The organism is Amycolatopsis sp. SID8362 (assembly GCF_010550475.1).
Classification (GTDB): domain Bacteria; phylum Actinomycetota; class Actinomycetes; order Mycobacteriales; family Pseudonocardiaceae; genus Amycolatopsis; species Amycolatopsis eburnea.
Genome location: NZ_JAAGNB010000490.1, coordinates 1 through 19,938, shown reverse-complemented (window position 1 = coordinate 19,938; position 19,938 = coordinate 1). Strand labels below are relative to the sequence as shown.

20 protein-coding genes are annotated in these 19,938 nt (G+C 71.2%); 6 read left to right on the top strand and 14 right to left on the bottom strand.

Features of this window, described 5'->3' with window-relative positions; genetic code table 11:
- Positions 1-7: 7 nt before the first annotated feature.
- Positions 8-1,345, bottom strand: coding sequence for a S8 family serine peptidase (locus G3I65_RS15515; protein ID WP_309235480.1), 1,338 nt, complete (start codon positions 1,343-1,345; stop codon positions 8-10).
- Between the two features lie 82 nt (positions 1,346-1,427).
- Here G3I65_RS15515 and G3I65_RS15510 point away from each other — a divergent pair, with 82 nt between their 5' ends.
- Positions 1,428-1,958: a methylated-DNA--[protein]-cysteine S-methyltransferase gene (locus G3I65_RS15510; RefSeq protein ID WP_160696734.1), complete on the top strand. Its 531-nt coding sequence runs from the start codon at positions 1,428-1,430 to the stop codon at positions 1,956-1,958.
- Positions 1,959-1,964: 6 nt separating this feature from the next.
- Here the strand turns inward: G3I65_RS15510 and G3I65_RS15505 are convergent, their stop codons facing one another.
- The 3 genes from G3I65_RS15505 to lysX form a co-directional block, all read right to left on the bottom strand.
- Positions 1,965-2,543, bottom strand: coding sequence for a DinB family protein (locus G3I65_RS15505; RefSeq protein WP_160696733.1), 579 nt, complete (start codon positions 2,541-2,543; stop codon positions 1,965-1,967).
- A gap of 73 nt (positions 2,544-2,616) precedes the next feature.
- Positions 2,617-3,186 carry a hypothetical protein gene (locus tag G3I65_RS15500; protein WP_309235479.1) on the bottom strand — a complete coding sequence of 190 codons (570 nt, stop codon included), beginning with the start codon at positions 3,184-3,186 and terminating at the stop codon, positions 2,617-2,619.
- A 63-nt stretch (positions 3,187-3,249) separates the two neighbouring features.
- On the bottom strand, positions 3,250-6,573 hold the full coding sequence (lysX, locus tag G3I65_RS15495; RefSeq protein ID WP_160696737.1) for a bifunctional lysylphosphatidylglycerol synthetase/lysine--tRNA ligase LysX: 3,324 nt from the start codon (positions 6,571-6,573) through the stop codon (positions 3,250-3,252).
- A gap of 240 nt (positions 6,574-6,813) precedes the next feature.
- Here lysX and panB point away from each other — a divergent pair, with 240 nt between their 5' ends.
- The gene (gene panB / locus G3I65_RS15490) at positions 6,814-7,689 is read left to right on the top strand and encodes a 3-methyl-2-oxobutanoate hydroxymethyltransferase (RefSeq protein ID WP_160696732.1); all 876 of its coding nucleotides are present in this window, start codon (positions 6,814-6,816) and stop codon (positions 7,687-7,689) included.
- Here the strand turns inward: panB and G3I65_RS15485 are convergent.
- Both G3I65_RS15485 and G3I65_RS15480 read right to left on the bottom strand, forming a co-directional pair.
- A complete protein-coding gene (locus G3I65_RS15485; RefSeq protein WP_160696731.1) occupies positions 7,686-8,537 on the bottom strand; it encodes a cytochrome c oxidase assembly protein in 852 nt (283 codons plus the stop codon). The genes panB and G3I65_RS15485 overlap by 4 nt on opposite strands.
- Position 8,538: 1 nt before the next feature.
- On the bottom strand, positions 8,539-9,468 hold the full coding sequence (locus G3I65_RS15480) for an undecaprenyl-diphosphate phosphatase (protein WP_160696736.1): 930 nt from the start codon (positions 9,466-9,468) through the stop codon (positions 8,539-8,541).
- Between the two features lie 385 nt (positions 9,469-9,853).
- Here G3I65_RS15480 and pip point away from each other — a divergent pair, with 385 nt between their 5' ends.
- Entirely contained in the window at positions 9,854-10,798 is a 945-nt protein-coding gene (gene pip / locus G3I65_RS15475; RefSeq protein ID WP_160696730.1) for a prolyl aminopeptidase, read from the top strand.
- On the opposite strand, the gene G3I65_RS15470 is transcribed toward pip, so the two are convergent.
- Positions 10,784-11,335, bottom strand: a complete 552-nt coding sequence (locus G3I65_RS15470) for a TetR/AcrR family transcriptional regulator (protein WP_160696729.1) — start codon at positions 11,333-11,335, stop codon at positions 10,784-10,786. The genes pip and G3I65_RS15470 overlap by 15 nt on opposite strands.
- Before the next feature lie 61 nt (positions 11,336-11,396).
- Here G3I65_RS15470 and G3I65_RS15465 point away from each other — a divergent pair, with 61 nt between their 5' ends.
- On the top strand, positions 11,397-12,176 hold the full coding sequence (locus G3I65_RS15465; protein WP_160696728.1) for an SDR family NAD(P)-dependent oxidoreductase: 780 nt from the start codon (positions 11,397-11,399) through the stop codon (positions 12,174-12,176).
- On the opposite strand, the gene G3I65_RS15460 is transcribed toward G3I65_RS15465, so the two are convergent.
- From G3I65_RS15460 to G3I65_RS15440, 5 genes are read right to left on the bottom strand one after another with little or no spacing between them, the layout of a single operon-like run.
- On the bottom strand, positions 12,173-12,961 hold the full coding sequence (locus tag G3I65_RS15460; protein WP_160696727.1) for an ABC transporter permease: 789 nt from the start codon (positions 12,959-12,961) through the stop codon (positions 12,173-12,175). The genes G3I65_RS15465 and G3I65_RS15460 overlap by 4 nt on opposite strands.
- Positions 12,962-12,969: 8 nt before the next feature.
- Complete coding sequence (locus G3I65_RS15455; RefSeq protein WP_160696726.1) at positions 12,970-13,809, bottom strand: ABC transporter permease; 840 nt, start codon at positions 13,807-13,809, stop codon at positions 12,970-12,972.
- A gap of 1 nt (position 13,810) precedes the next feature.
- Complete coding sequence (locus tag G3I65_RS15450; RefSeq protein WP_160696725.1) at positions 13,811-15,013, bottom strand: ABC transporter substrate-binding protein; 1,203 nt, start codon at positions 15,011-15,013, stop codon at positions 13,811-13,813.
- 18 nt (positions 15,014-15,031) lie between these two features.
- Positions 15,032-16,096 (bottom strand): ABC transporter ATP-binding protein, encoded by a 1,065-nt coding sequence (locus G3I65_RS15445; protein WP_163046692.1) that lies wholly within the window; start codon positions 16,094-16,096, stop codon positions 15,032-15,034.
- An 8-nt stretch (positions 16,097-16,104) separates the two neighbouring features.
- On the bottom strand, positions 16,105-17,526 hold the full coding sequence (locus tag G3I65_RS15440; protein WP_160696723.1) for a gamma-aminobutyraldehyde dehydrogenase: 1,422 nt from the start codon (positions 17,524-17,526) through the stop codon (positions 16,105-16,107).
- A gap of 111 nt (positions 17,527-17,637) precedes the next feature.
- Here G3I65_RS15440 and G3I65_RS15435 point away from each other — a divergent pair, with 111 nt between their 5' ends.
- Both G3I65_RS15435 and G3I65_RS15430 read left to right on the top strand, forming a co-directional pair.
- A complete protein-coding gene (locus G3I65_RS15435) occupies positions 17,638-18,372 on the top strand; it encodes a FadR/GntR family transcriptional regulator (protein ID WP_160696722.1) in 735 nt (244 codons plus the stop codon).
- Positions 18,373-18,405: 33 nt separating this feature from the next.
- A complete protein-coding gene (locus G3I65_RS15430; RefSeq protein WP_160696721.1) occupies positions 18,406-19,116 on the top strand; it encodes a cache domain-containing protein in 711 nt (236 codons plus the stop codon).
- Here G3I65_RS15430 and G3I65_RS15425 read toward each other — a convergent pair.
- Both G3I65_RS15425 and G3I65_RS15420 read right to left on the bottom strand, forming a co-directional pair.
- Entirely contained in the window at positions 19,113-19,493 is a 381-nt protein-coding gene (locus G3I65_RS15425; protein ID WP_309235477.1) for a hypothetical protein, read from the bottom strand. The two genes, G3I65_RS15430 and G3I65_RS15425, sit on opposite strands and share 4 nt — an antisense overlap.
- Positions 19,494-19,527: 34 nt before the next feature.
- The coding region (locus G3I65_RS15420) for a CdaR family transcriptional regulator (protein ID WP_160696720.1) at positions 19,528-19,938 on the bottom strand (411 nt) is incomplete at its 5' end.

The following is a 19,938-nucleotide window of genomic DNA, read 5'->3' as shown; positions in this document are numbered from 1 at the left end:
GTGGCCATCATCCCGCGCCGACCGCGCGCGCCGCATCGACCACGCCGTGGCCGTAGTACGTCGTGCCGCCCGGGATGGCCCGGCAGACGGCGTCCGGGCACGGCAGCGGGGCCGCCGTCTCGTACAGGGCCCGCTTGACGCGCTCGGCGCTCCACCACGGGTGCTCGCTCGCGATCAGGGCGGCGACGCCGCTGGCGTGCGGCGCGGCCATCGACGTCCCGCTCGCCGACCGGTATTCGCCGTTCGGCCACGTCGACCAGACGCGCGCGCCGGGCGCGGCCACGCTGATCCGGGACGCGGAGTAGTTCGAGAAGCTCGCCTTGACCAGCTTTTCGTCGAGCGCGCCGGTGCCGACGACGCCGGGCAGCTCGTGCGGCAGCCGCGTGCAGGTCGGGTCGATCGCGCGGTCCACGGGGGTGCTGTCGGCCGGGCTTTCGCGGTCGATCGAGCGGGTGTCGAGGTCGATCCCGGCGTTGCCGGCCGACGCCACCACGAGGACGTTGCGGCGCTGGGCGTAGGCGACCGCCCGTCCGACGGCCAGCTTCGCCGCGGCCTGGTCCGGCTGGTCGTCGCAGTTGTAGCGCCACGGGATCGAGCGGTAGCTGTTGTTGGTCACCGCGAACCCGTGCTCGGCAGCCCAGACGAACCCGCAGACCATGCTCTCGGCCGTCTCGGTGTCGTCGAGTTCGGCCAGCTTGACGGCGGCGATCCGGACGCCGGGGGCGACCCCGACGACGCCGGTTCCGTTGCGGGCGGCGGCGATCGTGCCCGCGACGTGCGTGCCGTGGCCGTCGAGCGTCGGCCGCCACGCGCCGGGGCTCCGGTCGGCCCAGCCGGACAGGCAGGACACGGAATCCCCGCGGTCGAAGGCGCCGGTCAGGTCGGGGTGGGTGTCGTCGACGCCGACGTCGAGCACGCCGACGACGGTCCGCCTGCTGCCGTCGGTGACCTCGTGCGCTTCGGGGAGGTGCAGCGCCGGGACGTCCCACGCGGTGCCCTCGGGCGGCACCAGGCCGGAGTTCGGCGAGTTCGGGCCGGTGTAGCGGACGTCCTTGCGAGGCGCGAAGAACTCCTTCGGGATCTTCGCGGTGCGTGTCGCGCCGACGGCGTCGATGCCCGGCGTCGCGCGGACCTTCGCGGCGAAGTCGTCCTTCGCGGTGTACGCGACGACGACGCCGATCTGCGGGTAGCTCGCGACGACCGTGCCGCCGGCGTGCCTGACCACCTGCTCGGCCCACCCCGTGTGGTGCGTGACGACGACGTGCGGCATGACCAGCGGATCCGCCGCCGCCGGAGTGGCGACGAGGCCGAGCATCAGTGCCGTCACCAAGATCAGTCGCCGCACGCTGCCTCCTCCGAATCCACCCAAACCGAACTTAGCGATCAATTGCCGCGGCGGTACCCCTCTTCAGTCGTAGGCTGGCGGGATGACCGGCTTCACGGTGTTCGACACGGCGATCGGGGTGTGCGGGCTCGCCTGGCGCGACGACGTCGTGGTCGGCACGTCCCTGCCCGAAGGCAGCCAGGCGCGCACCCGCGCCTGGCTGCTCAAGCGGTTCCCGGACGCGGTCGAGGAGACACCGCCGGCCGCGGTCCGGGCGGCGGTGGACGGGATCGTGGCCCTGCTGGGCGGCGCGCGCCCGGACCTGACGTCGATCCCGCTGGACTTCTCGGCGGTGCCGGAGTTCAACCGCCGCGCGTACGAGGTCGCGCGGACGATCCCGCCGGGCAAGACGCTGACCTACGGCGACATCGCGCACCGGCTCGGGCAGCCCGGGTCGGCGCAGGCCGTCGGGCAGGCGATGGGGCACAACCCGTTCCCGATCATCGTGCCGTGCCACCGGGTCCTGGCCGCGGGCGGCAAGGACGGCGGCTTCTCGGCGCGTGGCGGCGTCGAGACGAAACGCCGGATGCTCGTGATCGAAGGCGCGCTGGCCGACGAACCCACCCTGTTCTGAAAGTGCTCAGGCAGGCTGCCACGGCTTGATGAACGGGGACTCCGGCCAGCCCTCGGCCGCCGCCATCAGGGGCATCGCCGTGCCGCCGTCGATGTGCTCGCGGATGATGTCGGCGTGGCCCGCGTGGCGGGCCGTCTCCTGGATCAGGTGCAGCAGCACCCAGCGGACCGACCAGGCGTCGACGTCCTTCGGGAACCACGGCACGTCCTTCGGCACCGGGACCCCCTGCCCGAGATCGGCGATCCCGCCGATGACCTCGGCCGTGCGGGCCGCGACCTCGTCGTAGCGGGCCAGCACGCCCGCCAGCGTCTCGTCCGGGAGCAGGGTGTGCGCCGACTGGTACTCGGCGATGCTCTCCGCGAACGGCTTCTGCGGCACCTGCAGGATCGTGTCCAGCCAGTTGTCCTCGGTGGCCGCGACGTGCTTGATCAGCCCGCCCACCGACAGCGAGCTCTTCGTCGACGCGGCCCGCGCCTGCTCGTCCGTCAACCCGTGTGCCGCCAACTTGAGCACGTACCGCTGCTGCTCCAGGAAGCTCAGCAACCCGTCACGCTCGTCGGCCACCGGACGCACGTTTCCCGCCATGTCGATCCTTCCGCAAAATTGACTCCTGCGGGGATCGTGCCACCCGGCACCGACATTCCGGGCCGGAACCGCGCTATCGGTGCGCGTGCCGGGGCGCGGGCTTGACGAAGGCGTACACGCCGCCGACGCCGTACAGCGCGGCCCGCACCACCAGCTGGACGCGCGTGAAGACACCTTCGTAGGCGTCCAGCTGCCGCGACAGCACCACGGCCAGCCAGGTCGCCATCACCACGACCAGCCCGGCGACCGCGACCGCGCGCCAGCCCGGTGGCCACCACAGGATCAGGCTGATCACGCCGGCCACCAGGACGACGCTGAGCAGCGACGAAAGCAGGTCGCCGCGTTCCGGGTACGCGGCCTGGACGAGCACGACCAGGCCGAACGCGCTGACCGAGACGGAGCTGAGCCGCGCCGTCCAGTGAACCGGGCCGAGGCGGTTCAGCGGCGGGCCGGCGAGCAGGAACGCGACCCCCGAGACGGCCAGCAGGATCCGGAAAACCGGTGGTCCGGCCGTCGGCAGCGCCTCCACCGGGTCGTGGACCGGCGAGACGCCCGTCGGGAGGAAGAACTCCAGCAGCCACCCCGAATACCCGAGGACGGCCACCCCCATCAGGAGGGCCGAGGCGATCCGAGCCGTGCGCACGAGGCACACAGTAAGCGAACGGCCGCGACCTGGCGGTGTGACGCTTGCCTGGCGGCTGACTCGTTACGCCTGCGGACGGACGAACGGGAAGAGGACCGTCTGGCGGATCGACGCGCCCGTGAGCATCATCAGCAGCCGGTCGACGCCCAGGCCGAGCCCGCCGGTCGGCGGCATGCCGTGCTCCAGGGCGAGCAGGAAGTCTTCGTCCAGCTCCATCGCCTCGACGTCGCCGCTGGCCGCGCGCAGGGACTGCGCTTCCAGCCGGCGGCGCTGTTCGACCGGGTCGGTCAGCTCCGTGTAGGCGGTGCCGACCTCGGAGCCGAACGCGATGAGGTCCCAGCGCTCGGCCAGCCGCGGGTCCTCGCGGTGCTGGCGGGTCAGCGGCGAGACGTCGGTCGGGTAGTCGGTGTAGAAGGTCGGCAGCACGGTCGCGCCCTCGACGAGGTGCTCGAACGCCTTGAGCACGAGGTCGCCGTGGCTCGGGTCCTCCCCCACCGGCACGCCGGCCGCGGCGCACAGCCGGCGCAGCTCGGCAACCGACGTACCCGAGTCGATCCGCTCGCCGAAGACCGCGGAGACTGCTTCGTGGACCGGAACCACCGGCCAGTCCCCGGAGATGTCGTACTCGACGAGTTTCCCGCTCTCGTCCGGCCGCCGCACGACCTGGGCGCCGTACGCCGCTTCGGCCGCGTGCTGCACCAGCTCGCGGGTCAGCGTCCGCATCGTGTCGTAGTCGGCGTACGCCTGGTACGCCTCGAGCATCGTGAACTCGGGGTTGTGGGTCGCGTCGACGCCCTCGTTGCGGAAGTTGCGGTTCAGCTCGAAGACCCGCTCGACCCCGGCGACGCACAGCCGCTTGAGGTACAGCTCGGGCGCGATCCGCAGGTACATCCGCATGTCGTAGGCGTTGATGTGGGTGACGAACGGGCGCGCGTTGGCGCCGCCGTGCACCGTCTGCAGCATCGGCGTCTCGACTTCGAGGTAGTCGGCGTGGTGCAGCCGGTCGCGCACCGCGCGGACCACCGTCGACCGCAGCCGCAGCATGTTCGTCGAGTCCGGGTTGACGGCGAGGTCGAGGTAGCGCTGCCGGACCCGGGTCTCCGGGTCGGTGAGGCCCTTCCGCTTGTCCGGCAACGGGTGCAGGCACTTCGCGGTGACCGTCCACTCGTCGACGAGCACCGAGAGCTCGCCCCGCTTCGACGTCACGACCTGGCCGCTGACGCCGACGTGGTCACCGAGGTCGACGCCGGTCCGCCAGCGGGTGAGGTCGAGCTCGCCCGCCTCCAGCATCAGCTGGATCTCGCCGCTGAAGTCCTTGACGCGGGCGAAGCACAGCCCGCCGAGGATACGCAGGTTCAGCACGCGCCCGGCGATCCGCACCCGGTGGCCGGTGGCCGTGTCCGGGGCCAGGTCGCTGAACTTCTTCACGACGTCGCCGATGTGGTCGTCGCGGCGGAACCCGACCGGGTACGGGTCGATGCCCGCCTCGCGCAGCTTGCCGAGCTTGGCCATGCGGACGCGGACCTGCTCGGGCCGCCGCACCTGCTTCGCCGACGGCACCGCCGCCGACTCCTCGATCTCCTTCGCGCGGGCGACGAAGTCGTCGCCGACCGTCTCCAGGCGCAGCGACCGCGACCGTCCGGTCGGGACGAACCCTTCGAGCGCGCCCGCGACGATGCCGACGCGCGGCAGCCGCCGGGCCGAGGAGTAGCAGAGGAACCGCGGCACCCAGTCCGGGCCGTACTTGGCGTTGGACCGGTACAGCGATTCGAGCTGGAAGAAGCGCGAGAAGACGCTCAGGATGCCGCGCCAGGCCCGCAGCACCGGGCCGGCGCCGATGCGCTCGCCCTCGGAGAACACCGCGCGGAACATCGCGAAGTTGAGCGAGATCCGCTGCGCGCCGAGGTGCTGCGCGGCCGCGACGACCTCGGCGATCATGTACTCGTTGAGGCCGTTCTCGGCGTCGCGGTCGCGGCGCATGAGGTCAAGTGAGAGGCCGCGGCGGCCCCACGGGACGAACGACAGCAGGCCGCGCAGGTCGCCGCGGGCGTCGTAGGCCTCGACCATCACGCTGCGGCCGTCGCTGGCGTCGCCGAGCCGGCCCAGCGCCATCGAGAACCCGCGTTCGGTCTCGGCGCCGCGCCAGGCCTGGGCCCTGGCCAGCAGGTCGGCCATCTCCGCGTCGGGGATCTCGCCGTGACGGCGGACCCGCGAGGTGTAACCGGCGCGCTCGATGCGCTTGACGGCCTGGCGGACCGAGCGCCGCTCCGGCCCGGCGAGGCTGAACTCGCGGACGTCGAGCACCGCTTCGTCGCCGATTTCCAGCGCCCGCAGACCGGCGTCGGTGTACGCCTTCGCGCCGCTCTCGCTGGCCCCGAGCACGCCGGGGGTCCAGCCGTACGTGCGTGTCTCGTCGAGCCACGCGCGGACCGCGTCCGGCCACGCCTCCGGGTCGCCGATCGGGTCGGCGCTGGCGACGCTGGTGCCGCCGAGCACGCGGTAGGTCACCGCCGCGCGGCCGTTCGGCGCGAAGACGACGCTCTTGTCGCGCCGGGTCGCGAAGTAGCCGAGGGAGTCGTCCTCGCCGTGCTCGGCCAGGAGCTTGCGCACGCGCAGCTCCTCTTCGTCGGTGCGCAGGCGGCGGCTGCGGACCCCGCGGAAGAGCAGGTACAGCGCCGCGGTGGCGACCGCCGTCGCGCTGAGGTCGATGAAGACGTCCAGCCAGGCGGGCCCCTCGCCGACGCCGATCCGGCGCAGCTGGAGGTTCTCGCCGGTGGCGTGGTTCACGACCCAGGCGAAGCGCTCCCACGTGTCGCCGAGGTGCCCGGGAAACGCTTCCGCGAGCCCCCAGCCGACCAGGATGACCACGGCGAACCCGCCGAACAGCGCGGTCAGGCCGTCGCGCCAGGCGCTCGGCGCGAGCCGGGCCGGGAAGGCCGGGCGCAGCGCGAGCAGGAACACGATCAGCGCGATCGAAACGGCGTCGGCCAGCGTCAGCACCCACAGCTGCGCCGGGATGTGCCGGACCTGCTTCGGGCCGAGGGTCAGCAGCTCGGGCGACCACAGCAGCGTCGCCTGCAGGGCCAGGGTGAGCACCAGGCCGCCGACCTGGAACAGCACCAGCGTGTACAGCGCCGCCGCTTTGCGCCGCCGCAGCGCGCCGCCGAGCACCACCAGCAGCAGCACCATGACCAGGCTCGAACTGGTCGGCACGCTCAGGCCGGAGAACGCCATGTCGATGCCGTTGAGCAGGCGCCCGTGCGGGCCGTTCGTGAAGAGGAGGATCACCGAAAACACCGCGGCCAGCTGGACCACGGTCGCGACGATGCCGCCCGCCTTCGCCTTCCACTTCGGGAGGCGCGGGCGTGTGCTCGCGAGGGTTCCCATCGTTGCTTTCGTCGCCTTTCGCGGCCGATCGGTGCTCATGCCGTCTTCTTGACGTCAGTGAACACAGGTTGGTTGTCCCCGGGCATCAACCTCAAGAATGACGGTGCGTAGTCCCCGAGGGTGTGAAGCTGGTCCCAGGAGGTTGGGGGCCCGCCCGCGCGCGTGCCACGCTCTGAGACGCCCCTGCTCCACGACCCGGGGACCTCCGCGGAGGCCTCGAGGGAAGGACGGTCGACGACGATGTCTGCCCCCGCGAACGGGCCCGCCGAAGAGGCGGCCCCCTACGGCACCGGACCCGGCACCAAGCCGGCGACGGGCCGGAAAGTCCGCGTGCACCACCTGCGTGAGCTGAAGGAGCGCGGCGAGCCGTGGCCGATGCTCACCGCCTACGACATGTACACCGCCGCGCTGTTCGACGAAGCCGGGATCCCCGTGCTGCTCGTCGGCGACTCCGCGGCCAACAACGTGTTCGGTTACGACACGTCGCTGCCGGTCACGGTCGACGAACTGCTGCCGCTGGTACGGGCGGTCACCCGGTCGGTCAAGCGGGCCCTCGTGGTCGCCGACCTGCCGTTCGGCTCCTACCAGCTGTCGCCGCAGCAGGCGCTGGAGACGTCCGTGCGGTTCATGAAGGAGGGCCGCGCGCACGCCGTGAAGCTCGAAGGCGGGCGGCGGTTCGCCGCGCACGTCGAGGCGCTGACGTCGGCCGGTGTGCCGGTGATGGGCCACATCGGCTTCACCCCGCAGAGCGAGCACAACCTCGGCGGCTACCGGGTGCAGGGGCGCGGCGAAGCAGCGGACGCGCTGCTCGCCGACGCGCTGGCGCTGCAGGAGGCCGGGGCGTTCGCGGTGGTGATGGAGATGGTGCCCGCCGAAGCCGCGAAGCGCGTCACCGCGGAGCTGAAGATCCCGACGGTCGGCATCGGCGCGGGCCCGGACTGCGACGCCCAGGTGCTCGTCTGGCAGGACATGGCCGGCCTGCGGCGCGGGAAGGCACCGCGGTTCGTGAAGCGCTACGCCGACGTCGCGACAGTGCTGCAGAACGCGGCGACGGCCTTCGCGGAGGACGTCCGCCGTGGCGAGTTCCCGGCGCCGGAACACGCTTTCCACGACTAACCCCGGTTCCGGAACCGCTCGGCGAGCGCCGGGTCGTTCTCCCACCACAACCCGGTCGCGGGCGCTTCGTCCAGCTGGACGTCGATCTGCTTCGCGCGCCGTTCGTCGTCGCGGGCCCACCGCACGAACAACGCGACGACGAACGGCAGGCCGGCGACGTCACCGCCGATCCACAGCACCCCCGCGCCGATGATCTGGTCGGTGCGGGGGTCCGGGCCGTGGCCCGGGTGGGCGGCCGCGTAGTGCGCCGGCGCCAGCAGCGGGCCGAGCCACAGGACCAGTCCGAGGGCGCCGTCGAAGATCACCTCGGTGAACGCGATCCACACCGAGACCAGGTGCGGGTCCTGCCGCGGGGTCGGGTCGAGGCCAAGGCGGGTCCAGAAGTACGTGAACCCGGCCAGCACGAGCACCACCCGGACCAGGCCGTCGGCCACCGGCGACCGCAGCACGAGGTCGTAGAGCGGGGTCAGGTAGAGCACGAGCACCGGCACGACCAGCGCCAGCGTGACGACCGGCGGGAACGTCAGCGCGCGGGCGAGCGGTCCGCGGCCGTGCCGGCGCAGCCACGGCGCCGGGACCGTGTCGAGCAGGAGCCGGATCGGGGCGCCCAGCGCCAGCAGCAGCGGCGTGATCATCAGCAGCGTGATCGTCTGGACCGCGCGGACCCAGAAGTACGTCGTGTCGTAGACGGCCAGCGGTGAGCACGTGACCACCACGATCGTCGCCAGGCCGGTGAGGAACGCCGTCGTTCGGCCCGGCGGCCAGCCCCGGCCGCGGGCCGCGCGGACGTAGAGCGTGCCGAGGACGAGCACGCACAGGAGCGCCAGGGCGTCGAGCGTCAGGGGCACGTCAGACCGCGAAGAAGAGCAGGCTGCCGATTCCGGCGACCACGCAGTAAATGGCGAACGGGGTCAGAGTGCGCGTTTCGAAGTATCCGGTGAGGAACCGGACAGAAATGTACGAAGCGATCCCGGCGATGACGCTGCCGACGAGGGCCGGGCCGAGCGACGCGTGGTTCTCCGGGGCGAACAGCGTCGGCATCTTGAGCACGCCCGCGGCGAGGATCACCGGCGTGGCGAGCAGGAACGCGAACCGCGCCGCGTCCTCGTGCCCCAGGCCGCGGCGGAGACCGGCGACCATCGTGATGCCCGAGCGGCTGATGCCGGGCAGCAGCGCGAGGATCTGCGCCGCGCCGATCAGCACCGCCTCGCCCACGCGCAGCTTCGCCAGCCGGACGTCGGTCGCCTCTTCCACGGTGACCGCCCGCAGCACCATGGTGTCCTCGGCCGAGAAGTCCACTGTGTCCTCTTCGGCCGCTTTCTTGCTGGGCCGTGAGAACTTCTCGGCGGCGTAGAGCACACCGCCGTTGAGCGCGAGGAAGATCGCCGCGGGCACCGGCTTGCCCAGGAAGTCGCGCAGCAGCCCCTCGAACAGCAGGCCGGCCAGCCCGACCGGGATGGTCGCGAGCACGAGCAGCCACGCGAGCCGCTGGTCGGGGGTGCGGACCTCGCGGTGGCGGATCGACGTCCACAGGCCGCCGATGATCCGGACCCAGTCCTTGCGGAAGAACAGGACGAGCGCGAGCGCGGTGGCGACGTGCATCGCGACGAGCACCGCGAGGTACGGCGAATCCTTCCCTATGCTCAGGTCCCGCTGCCACTGGCCGCCGAGCCAGGCCGGCAGCAGGATGCTGTGGCCGAGACTGGACACCGGAAACAATTCCGACACCCCTTGCAAGGCGCCGACGACAATCGCCTCGACATAGGTCACCGCGGACATTCCGTGCCTTTCCGAACCCTTTTCCAGCACCGCCGACACCGGAAAGTACCGCGCCATTCGTTAACCCCGGGCAAGGGGGATGGGGGCGCTCAGCGTCCTCACAGCGAGCGTTCACATCCATGAACATCAATCATGTTCTTGACTGGTGTTCGACTTGTGGCTTAGCGTTTAGCCCGTCGCCGCCACGACGCGAAGGAACGAACCTCGACGAGGAGGACGGGAAATGCGTTCGCGGTTCTCCCGCCCCCCGGCGGCTGACGCCCCCCGATCCGGGAGCCCGCTCAGCCCGGCGGCGGGGGCGGGCTCCCACCTTGCTCGGCCGTCGTTCCGGCCCCTGGCGGCGGGGTGCCGGGACGACGGCCGGCCCGTGCGGCAAAGTGACGGCATGGACGAGCTCTACCCGCCGATTCCCCCGCGTGCCGAAGGGTTCCTGGACGTCGGCGACGGCCACCGGATCCGGTGCCAGGAGGCGGGCAACCCGGACGGCAAGCCGGTGGTGGTGCTGCACGGCGGGCCCGGCAGCGGGATCGCGCCGATGGCGCGGCGGCACTTCGACCCGGCGGCGTACCGGATCGTCCTGTTCGACCAGCGCGGCTCCGGGCAGTCGACGCCGGGCGCGGACGACCTGCGCGCCAACACCCTGTGGCACCTGGTCGCCGACATGGAACTCCTGCGCGAACGGCTCGGCATCGACCGCTGGCAGCTCTTCGGCGGCTCGTGGGGCGCGACGCTCGCCCTCGCCTACGCCGAGACACACCCTTCGCGCGTCAGCGAAATCATCCTGCGCGGCGTGTTCACCGTCCGGCCGAGCGAGCTCGACTGGATCTACCGCGGCGGCGCCGCCAACCTGTTCCCGCGCGAGTGGGAGGCCTTCCTCGCCCCGCTGCCCGCCTCGTCGCGGGACGACCCGCTGGCGGCGTACGCCGAGCTGCTCGACCACCCGTCGGAGGAGGTCCGGCACCGGGCCGCGGTCGCGTGGAGCACCTGGGAGGGCGCGACGGTTTCGGTGGTGCCGCAGGAATCCTTCGTCCGCCAGTACGCCGAACCGGCGTTCGCGCTGACCTTCGCCCGCCTCGCCGTCCACTACTTCCGCCACGGCGCCTGGCTCGCCGACGGCCAGCTGGTCCGCGACGCGGGCAAGCTCGCCGGCATCCCCGGCGTCATCGTGCAGGGCCGCTACGACGCGGTGTGCCCGCCGGTCACGGCGTACGAGCTGCACCGGAACTGGCCGGGATCGGAGCTCAAGCTCGTCGAAGGCGCCGGGCACGCGGTGACCGACCCGGGCATGCTCGCGGCCCTGCGCGCCGCGACGGACTCATTCCGCGAGTAGCACGGCGAACACCCGCTCGAGCTTGTTCTTGAGCACTGCTTCGTCGGCTCCGCCGAGCGCGGTGCTGCCGATGAGCGTCCGCATCACCCAGAACCCGGCGATCACCGAGAGGACCAGCGCCGGGCCGGCGTCCTTTCGCCCCTGGAGCCGGTCTGCGAGGTGCTTCTCGACGTGCCGCTCGATGCCCGCCCGCAGGATCTCCGCGGCTCGCGGGTTGGGCGCCGAGCGCAGCATCAGCAGGAACGGGTCGAGCCGCCCGGCGTCCGGAGCGGTCCGGCGCACGAGCGAGGCCGCGAGGTCCGCGGCGAGCGTCGCCGGGTCGTCGGTGAGCACGGTCCGCTCGGCCATCGCGGCTTCGACGACCTCCGCGAAAAGGCCTTCCTTGGAGCCGAAGTAGCGGTTCACGAGCATCGCCGTGACACCGGCGGACTCGGCGATCTCGCGGACGCCGACGCCGTCGTACCCGGCGCGGGTGAAGGCTTCGAGCGCGGAGTTCAGGATCGCTTCGCGGGTGGCGGCGGCGTTGCGGGCTCTCATGTATACGAGTGTAGACTTGGCGCGTAAGTCTACAGGTGTATACCTCATGGGAAGGTTCCTCATGGATCTCGAAATCGCTGGTAAGCGGGCTTTGGTGACGGGTTCGAGCGCGGGTCTCGGGTCCGCGATCGCCCAGCTCTTGGCCGCGGAAGGCGCGGCGGTGGTGGTGCACGGCCGGGACGTCTCGCGGGCTTCGCGGGTCGCCTCGTCGATCGGGGCGGCCGGGGTGGCGATCGGCGACTTGTCGACCGACGCGGGAGCGGACGCGGTGGCCGAGGCGGCCGGCGACGTCGACATCCTGGTCAACAACGCCGGCTCGTACGACCACCTGTCGTGGACCGAGGCGACGACCGCGGACTGGACCGCGATGTACGAGGCGAACGTCGTTTCCGCGGTCCGGATGGTCCACCGGTTCGTGCCGGGCATGCGCGCCCGCGGCTGGGGCCGGGTCGTCCAGATCGGCGGCGGGCTGGCGATCCAGCCGATGGCGACCCAGCCGCACTACACCGCGACGCTCGCCGCGCGGCACAACCTCGCGGTGTCACTGGCCCGCGAGCTCGCCGGGACCGGCGTGACGTCGAACGTCGTCTCCCCCGGCGCGATCCTGGTCGACTCCGTGCGCGAGCTGCTGACGTCGATTTCCCCCGCCCAGGGCTGGGGAACGTCGTGGGAGGAGATCGAGCACGCGGCGGCGCGCGATCTGGTGCCGAACGACATCGGCCGCCTGGGCCGCCCGGAGGAGATCGCGGCGGCGGTGGGTTATCTGGTCAGCCCGGCGGCCGCCTACGTGAGCGGCGCGACGATCCGCGTCGACGGCGGCACCATCCGGTCGGTCGCCTAGAGGCGGCCGCCGGACGCGGTGTCGCCCGAGAGGCGCTGGGCCAGGTAGACCGGGACCGTCGAGGCCACGATCAGCACCGCCGCGACGACGTTGACGATCGGGGCCTGGTTGGGGCGGAACAGGTTGTTGTAGATCCAGATCGGCAGCGTCTCCATGCCCGTGCCCAGCGTGAACGTCGTCACGATGATCTCGTCGAACGACAGCGCGAACGCCAGCAGCCCGCCGGCCAGCAGTGCCGAGCGCAGCATCGGGAACGTCACCAGCCGGAACGTCGTGAAGCCGGTCGCGCCGAGGTCCATCGACGCTTCTTCGAGGTTGCCGCCCATCCGGCGCAGCCGCGCGACGACGTTGTTGAACACCACCACGATGCAGAACGTGGCGTGCGCGACGATCGCCGTCAGCAGGCCGAGGTCGACGCCCAGGATCGTCCGGAACGCGTTGTTCAGCGCGATGCCCGTGACGATCCCGGGCAGCGCGATCGGCAGGATGATCAGCAGCGACACGGGGTTGCGGCCGAAGAACCGGTAGCGCTGCAACGCGAACGCGGCCATCGTGCCGAGCACCAGCGCGATCGCCGTCGCGGCCAGGCCGGCCTCGACGCTCGTCCACAGCGCGTGCAACGCGCCGTCGTTCGAAGCGGCGCGGCTCCACCACTCCAGCGTGAACCGGGTCGGTGGGAAGCCGAACGTCGAGTCCGCGTTGAAGGAGTTGAGCAGCACCACCACCAGCGGGAAGTAGATCACCGCGAGACCGAGCCCGAGCGCCGTCCACAACAGCTTTCGCATGAGCGCTCCTAGAGGTTGTCCAGCGCGCCGGTGCGGCGCACCGCGGCCAGGTACACGAGCATGATCACGACCGGCACGGTCGCCACCGTCGCCGCGAACGGGAGGTTGTTGGCGGCGCCGATGTTGTCGTAGACGACGTTGCCGAGCATCTGCGACGTGCCGCCGACGATCTTCACCGCGATGTAGTCGCCCAGCGACAACGAGAACGTGAAGATCGAGCCGGCCACGATCGCCGGGAACGTCAGCGGCAGGATGACCGAGCGGAACGTGCGCAATGAGCGAGCGCCCAGGTCACCGGAAGCGTCCACCAGCGAGTCCGGCAGCCGGTCGAGGCCCGCGTAGATCGGCAGGATCATGTACGGCAGCCAGAGGTAGGACAGCGTGATGATCGTGGCCGTGACGCCGTACCCCGGCGAAAGCCAGCTCAGGGCGCCGTTGCCGGACAGCATCGAGCGCCACGCGTACGCCTTCACGAGGTAGCTCGCCCACAACGGCGTCATGATCGCGATCACCAGGATCCGCTGCGCCCGCGGCGAAGCGAGCTTCGCCATCGCGTACGCCATCGGGAACGCGACGACGGCGTCGATCACCGTCACCAGCGCGGCGATCCCGACCGTGCGGAAGGTGATCGTGCGGTAGACCGCGTCGGTGAACAACGTCTTGAAGTTGTCCAGCGACCACTCGATGACGACCTGGCCGGTGAACGCATCGGTGTGCCAGAACGCCGTGACGAACAGCGCGGCGAGCGCGCCCAGGTAGGCCAGGCCGAGCCAGAGCAGCGGCGCCGAGAGCAGGAAGCCCAGGCGCAGCCGGGGCTTCCTGTAAAAAAAGGCCGAAACGGTGGTCATGTCAGCCCTTGATTTCGGTCCAGGCCTTGGTCCACTCGCCGTAGTCCTTGCACTTGACGTCCGTGCGGCCGTCGAGGCACTGCTGGATCGGCGTGGTCCAGTACGCGATCTTCGAGGCGTACCCGGCGTCGTTGGCGTGGTAGGTGTCGCAGAGCGTCTTGTCGGTCATCTCCGCGCACGCCTTCGGGTTCGCCGGCGCCTCGCCGAAGTACTCGGCGACCTGGGCGTTGACCTTGGGGCTGACGATGTAGTCGAGCCACTTGTACGCGCACGTCTTGTGCGGCGACTTCGCCGCGACCATCCAGGTGTCCGACCACCCGGTCGCGCCCTCGCTCGGCACGGCCGACTCGAGCTGCGCGCCTTCGCCCTTGGTCAGGTTGACCGTGACCTGCCAGGCGGTTCCGACGACGGCGTCGGCGTTCTTCAGCGCCTGCGACTCCTTGAGGTAGTCCGACCAGTACTCGCTCACCAGCGGCCGCTGCTGCTTGAGCAGGTTGACCGCGGCCGTGAACTGCTTGTCGTCCAGGGCGTACGGGTTCTTGATGCCGAGGTCCGGCTGGTGCGCCATCAGGTACAGGGCCGCGTCGGCGATGTAGATCGGCGAGTCGTAGGCGATCACCTTGCCCTTGTAGGGCGAGTTCGCGTCGAACATCACCGACCACGACGTCGGCGCGGGCGTCACCTTGTCGGTGCGCCAGGTCAGCAGGTTCGCGCCCCAGCCGTGCGGGATGCCGTAGGAGACGCCGCCGACGCTGTTCCACGGCTTGTCCTTGAGAAACGGCTGGACGTCGGCGTAGTTCGGCACCAGCGCGGTGTTCACCGGCTCGGCGTCGCCGGACGCGACCAGCCGCAGCGACGCGTCACCCGAGGCGGAAACGACGTCGTACTGCCCGGTCTTCATCAGCGTCACGGCTTCGTCGGACGTGCCGAACGGCTTGACGTTGACCTTGCAGCCGGTCTGCTGCTCGAACGGCGTGACCCAGTTGACCTTCGGGTCGTTCGAGCCGTTCTCGGCGTACCCCGGCCACGCGAGCACGTTCAGCTGGCCTTCCGGCTGCCCGAGCGCCTTGAGCGCTTCGAGCTTCGGCGGGGTGAACCCCTGCGCGCCGGGCGGCGCGGACGAATTCGAGCCCGACGTGCCACATGCAGCCAACAGCAGGCTGGCGCCGAGGATCCCGGCAAGCCGCGTCTTCCTGTTCTTCATGGCAACCCTTCTGAACAACTACTGGACCTGGAAGCTGTGTTCGTCACGCCAGCTCAGCCGGACGCGCCCGTCGGCGAACGCGGTGTCGTCGGTGTTCTGCCGGACGACCGAGAGCTGTCCCCCGGCGTCGAGCGCGACGGCGTACCGCACGGTCGCCCCGGCGTAGACGACGTCGGTGACCGTGCCGGTCGCGCTGGTGTCCCCCGCCGCGGCGGGCTCGGACAGCTCGCCGTCGATGCGGATCTTCTCCGGCCGGATGCTGAACAGGCCCGGCCGGCCGATCACGGACTCGGCACCGCGCCCGCCCAGCAGGTTCGACGTCCCGACGAAGCCGGCCACGAACGCGCTGGCGGGACGCTCGTAGACCTCCTCGGGCGGCCCGACCTGCTCGATCTTGCCGTCGTTGAACACGGCGATGCGGTCGCTCATGGTGAGGGCTTCGTCCTGGTCGTGGGTGACGAAGACGAACGTGATGCCGACGTCGCGCTGGATCTGCTTCAGCTCGAGCTGCATCGTCTGCCGCAGCTTGAGGTCCAGCGCGCCGAGGGGTTCGTCGAGCAGCAGCACCTTGGGCCGGTTGACCAGCGCGCGGGCGAGCGCGACGCGCTGGCGCTGCCCGCCGGACAGCTGCGCGGGCTTGCGCGCGCCGTAGTCCTCCAGCCGCACGGTCTTCAGCGCTTCGAGCGCGCGCTCCCGGCGTTGCTGCTTCGGGACGCGCTTGACCTTCAGGCCGTACTCGACGTTCTGCTGCACGGTCATGTGCGGGAAGAGGGCGTAGTCCTGGAACACCGTGTTGACGTCGCGCTCGAACGGCGCCAGCCGGCTGACGTCCCGGCCTTCGAGCTCGATCGTGCCCGCGGTGGGCAGCTCGAAGCCGGCGATCATGCGCAGCACCGTCGTCTTGCCGGAGCCGGACGGGCCGAGCATGGAGAAGAACTCGCCGGGCGGGATGTCGAGGTCGACGCCGTCGACCGCGTGGACGTCGCCGAAGTGCTTGCGCAGCCCGGAAAGCCGGATCGCCGGGCGCGTGCTTTCCGGCGCCGCGGGCTCTTCCCGCGTCTCGGACGGTGCTTGGTTGGGCATCGCGAGCCTCACAGTGCGCTCATCACGTGCTTGACGCGGGTGTAGTCCTCGAGGCCGTAGAGCGAGAGGTCCTTGCCGTAGCCGGACTTCTTGAACCCGCCGTGCGGCATCTCGGCGACCAGGGGGATGTGCGTGTTGATCCAGACGCAGCCGAAGTCGAGCTTCGCCGAGACGCGCATGGCGCGCTGGTGGTCGCGCGTCCAGACCGACGACGCCAGGCCGTACTGGACGGCGTTGGCGGCCTTCAGCGCTTCGGCTTCGTCGGTGAAGCGCTGGACGGTGATCACCGGGCCGAAGATCTCGTTCTGGCTCAGCTCGTCCTCCTGCTGGAGCCCGGAGACGACGGTGGCCTCGAAGAAGTAGCCCTCGTCGCCGACGCGGTGCCCTCCACAGTGGACGGTCGCGTGGTCCGGGAGCCGGTCGATGAACCCGGACACCTTCTCCAGCTGCGCCGCGTTGTTGAGCGGGCCGAAGGCGACGTCTTCGTCGTCGGGCTTGCCGGTCTTCGCCGCTTCGGCCTGGCGGGTGAGGGCGGCGACGAACGTGTCGTGAACGTCGTCGGCGACCAGGACGCGGGTGGCGGCGGTGCAGTCCTGGCCCGCGTTGAAGTACCCCGCGGCGGCGATGGCTTCGGCGGCGGCTTCGAGGTCGGCGTCGCCGAAGACGATCACCGGCGCCTTGCCGCCGAGTTCGAGGTGGACGCGCTTGACGTCGTTGGCGGCGGACTTCGCGACTTCGATGCCGGCGCGGACCGAGCCGGTGATCGACACCATCGCCGGGATGTCGTGCTCGACCAGCGCGCGGCCGGTGTCGCGGTCGCCGCAGAGCACGTTGAACACCCCCGGCGGCAGGAACTCGCCGGCGATCTCGGCGAGCAGCAACGTCGACGCCGGGGTGGTGTCGGACGGCTTGAGCACGATGGTGTTGCCGGCGGCGAGCGCGGGCGCGATCTTCCAGATGGCCATCAGCAGCGGGTAGTTCCACGGCGCGACCTGCGCGCAGACCCCGACGGGCTCGCGGCGGACGAACGATGTGTGGCCTTCCAGGTACTCACCGGCGGAACGGCCTTCGAGCACGCGCGCGGCCCCGGCGAAGAAGCGGACCTGGTCGAGGACCATGGGGATCTCTTCGGCCAGGGTCAGCGCGATCGGCTTGCCGGTGTTCGCGGACTCGACGCGGACGATCTCCTCGGCGCGGGCTTCGAGCGCGTCGGCGATCTTGAGCAGCGCGAGCTGGCGCTGGGCGGGGGTCGTCGCGCGCCAGGTCTCGAACGCGGTCGCGGCGACCTGCAGCGCGTGGTCGACGTCCTCGGGTCCGGCGATCGGGGCGGTGCAGTAGGGCCGCCCGGTGACCGGGTCGGCGATCTCCGCCGTCCGGCCCGACTTGGACTCGACGTACGCGCCGCCGACGTAGTGCTTCAGCTCCTGCACGGTGTCTCCTCGGTGCTGGCGGGAGCTAAAACATATAAGTCCATATGTAATAGGACAAGAGGATCAGGCAAGATTGGTGCGAACGGGTAATCGCCGACGCGAAGGGTCACGATGCGCAAGGGCATGTCGCACAGCGCGCGGTCCGCCATGTTCGCGCCGCTCGGCCAGGTCGGGCGGGCGGAAGCGGTGGCGGCGCGGCTGGTCGACGCCATCACGCTGGGCTTCCTGGCCGACCAGGAGCAGCTGCCCAGCGAGGCCGACCTGGCCGCGCAGTTCGGCGTCTCGACCGTGACGGTCCGGGAAGCGCTCGTGGCGCTGCGGCAGCAGGGGCTCGTCGAGACACGCCGGGGCCGCAGCGGCGGCAGCTTCGTCCGCGCACCGGCCGACCCGCCGTCGGACGCCTGGCGCGCGCGGCTGCGCGAGGTGTCGCTGTCCGACCTCCGCGACGTCGGCGACCACTACCTCGCGATCGCCGGCGCCGCCGCGAAGCTGGCCGCCGAACGCAGCTCCCCCGAAGACATCGCCCGGCTGCGGCTGGCGACCGACGACCTCCGCACGGCACACGGCATCGACTTCACGCGGGCGGAGCGGCAGTTCCACCTGGAGGTCGCGGCGGCCGCGCAGTCCCCGCGGCTGACGCACGAAGAGGTCCACCTGCAGAGCGAACTCGGCGGCCTGCTGTGGCTGCCGTTCGAGCCTGCGGCACACTCCTGTGAAGAGCACGCGGCGATCACCGCGGCGATCGACGCGGCCGACGGCGAACTGGCCCGCAAGCTCACCGAGGAACACCTCCTGGGCGCGCTCGACCGGCTCGCGGACGTGCATCTAGCCCTGCTCGCCCCGTAAACTCCCCCTACTCCGCGTATCGAGGTGAGCACCGTGAACGACACCCGCACGCTGGCCGGCGACGAGGTCGTCGAGCAGGTCTCGGCGTTGGTGGAAGGGGTCTTCGAACGCCTGAAGCCCCTGTTGGCGGCGGCCGAATCGGTCCTGGCGGAGTCCCCGTCGGCGGCGGCCCTGCACCGGATCCGCCCGCAGGTCACCGAAGCACTGGGCGGGCTGATCGTCGGCGCGGGCTTCGTCAGCGCACCCCGCGTGCTCACGGATTCCGAGTTCGGTTTCGAGTGGTGGACCGGCTCGGCTTCGGAAGCGCCGTCCCAGCTGTTCATCAGCCTGGACCCGGGGAGCGAGAACTTCCTCGACTACACGCGCCAGTCGTGGTTCACGGTCCCGCGCGACACCGGGCGGCGGCACATCAACGGGCCGTACGTGGATTACCTGTGCACCGACGAGTACACGCTGACGTTCACGATTCCGGTCCTGCTGTCCGGCTCCTTCGCGGGCGTGGTGGGAGCGGACGTGTACGTGCGCGAGTTCGAGCGGGCGGTACGGCCGCGGCTGCGCGCGCTGGGGCGCGGGGCGGCGCTGCTGAACGCGCAGGGGCGGGTGATCGTGTCGAACAGCGTGCGGCAGCCGACGGGCTCGCTGGTGCGGGAAGCCGACGTCCCGGCGTGGTGGTCGGCGGGCGCGGAACCCGGCCCGGCACTGCGGCGCTGCGGCGACTCGCCGATCGTGCTGGTCACCGGCTAAGGGCCACCCATCAGCGCGTAGCCGACGAAGCAGTTGCCGTCCGCTCGCACGAGAACCCGCATCGGGACCCCGTCGGCCGCGGGCTCGGCGGTGTAGACGGCGTGCGCCGCGCCGAACCACGTGCCGACCTCGTCGACCTGGATCAACGCCGTCTCGTCACCGCTGAACGGCGCGCAGTACGGCGAGCCGGCGCACCAGGCGGCCCCGGCACACGCGGGACCGCGGTAGTCGCGGCCGGCGTGGTGGATGCGGTACGGCAGCCCGTGGTCGCCGGGCAGCGCGTACCCGAAGTGGTTCGCCGTCCACGGCAGGAAGGCGGCCCCGCCCGCGGCGAGGACCAGTCCTCCGGCCACGGCGGCGGCGAGTCGGTAGCCCACGAAAGGGAGACGCCCGGCGCGGTGCCGGCGTTGCTCAAGCCTGCAGCGCCACCCACAGTTCCGCGCGCACACCCGGTGCATCCAGGTCCCGGCCGAGCAGCTCCTCCGCCTTCTTGATCCGGTTCCGCAGCGTGTGGCGGTGGACGCCGAGCCGCGCGGCGGCGGTGTCCCAGTGGCCGTGGTGTTCCAGCCAGCAGCGCAAGGACTCCACGAGGTCGCCGCGGCCCGTCGCGTCGTGTTCCCGCAACGGCGTCAGCACTCCGCGCGCAAACGCTTGCGCCACCGCGGGTTCGATCAGCGAGAGCAGGCCGCGGCCGGTGTGCTCCGCCGCCGACACCAGGAGCTTGCCCTCCGCCGCAGCCACTCCGGCCGCCAGCTCCGCCTGCTCCAGGCCGGCCGCGAAGTCGGCCGGGGACACCGGGCCGGCCAGGCCGCCGTGCAGGCC

Bases quoted from the DNA above. Each gene is read 5' to 3' on its own strand.
- G3I65_RS15510 (WP_160696734.1), top strand. From the start codon at position 1,428: ATGACCGGCTTCACGGTGTTCGACACGGCGATCGGGGTGTGCGGGCTC.
- G3I65_RS15505 (WP_160696733.1), bottom strand. From the start codon at position 2,543: ATGGCGGGAAACGTGCGTCCGGTGGCCGACGAGCGTGACGGGTTGCTG.
- lysX (WP_160696737.1), bottom strand. From the start codon at position 6,573: ATGGGAACCCTCGCGAGCACACGCCCGCGCCTCCCGAAGTGGAAGGCG.
- panB (WP_160696732.1), top strand. From the start codon at position 6,814: ATGTCTGCCCCCGCGAACGGGCCCGCCGAAGAGGCGGCCCCCTACGGC.
- G3I65_RS15480 (WP_160696736.1), bottom strand. From the start codon at position 9,468: ATGTCCGCGGTGACCTATGTCGAGGCGATTGTCGTCGGCGCCTTGCAA.
- pip (WP_160696730.1), top strand. From the start codon at position 9,854: ATGGACGAGCTCTACCCGCCGATTCCCCCGCGTGCCGAAGGGTTCCTG.
- G3I65_RS15470 (WP_160696729.1), bottom strand. From the start codon at position 11,335: ATGAGAGCCCGCAACGCCGCCGCCACCCGCGAAGCGATCCTGAACTCC.
- G3I65_RS15465 (WP_160696728.1), top strand. From the start codon at position 11,397: ATGGATCTCGAAATCGCTGGTAAGCGGGCTTTGGTGACGGGTTCGAGC.
- G3I65_RS15460 (WP_160696727.1), bottom strand. From the start codon at position 12,961: ATGCGAAAGCTGTTGTGGACGGCGCTCGGGCTCGGTCTCGCGGTGATC.
- G3I65_RS15455 (WP_160696726.1), bottom strand. From the start codon at position 13,809: ATGACCACCGTTTCGGCCTTTTTTTACAGGAAGCCCCGGCTGCGCCTG.
- G3I65_RS15450 (WP_160696725.1), bottom strand. From the start codon at position 15,013: ATGAAGAACAGGAAGACGCGGCTTGCCGGGATCCTCGGCGCCAGCCTG.
- G3I65_RS15445 (WP_163046692.1), bottom strand. From the start codon at position 16,096: ATGCCCAACCAAGCACCGTCCGAGACGCGGGAAGAGCCCGCGGCGCCG.
- G3I65_RS15435 (WP_160696722.1), top strand. From the start codon at position 17,638: ATGCGCAAGGGCATGTCGCACAGCGCGCGGTCCGCCATGTTCGCGCCG.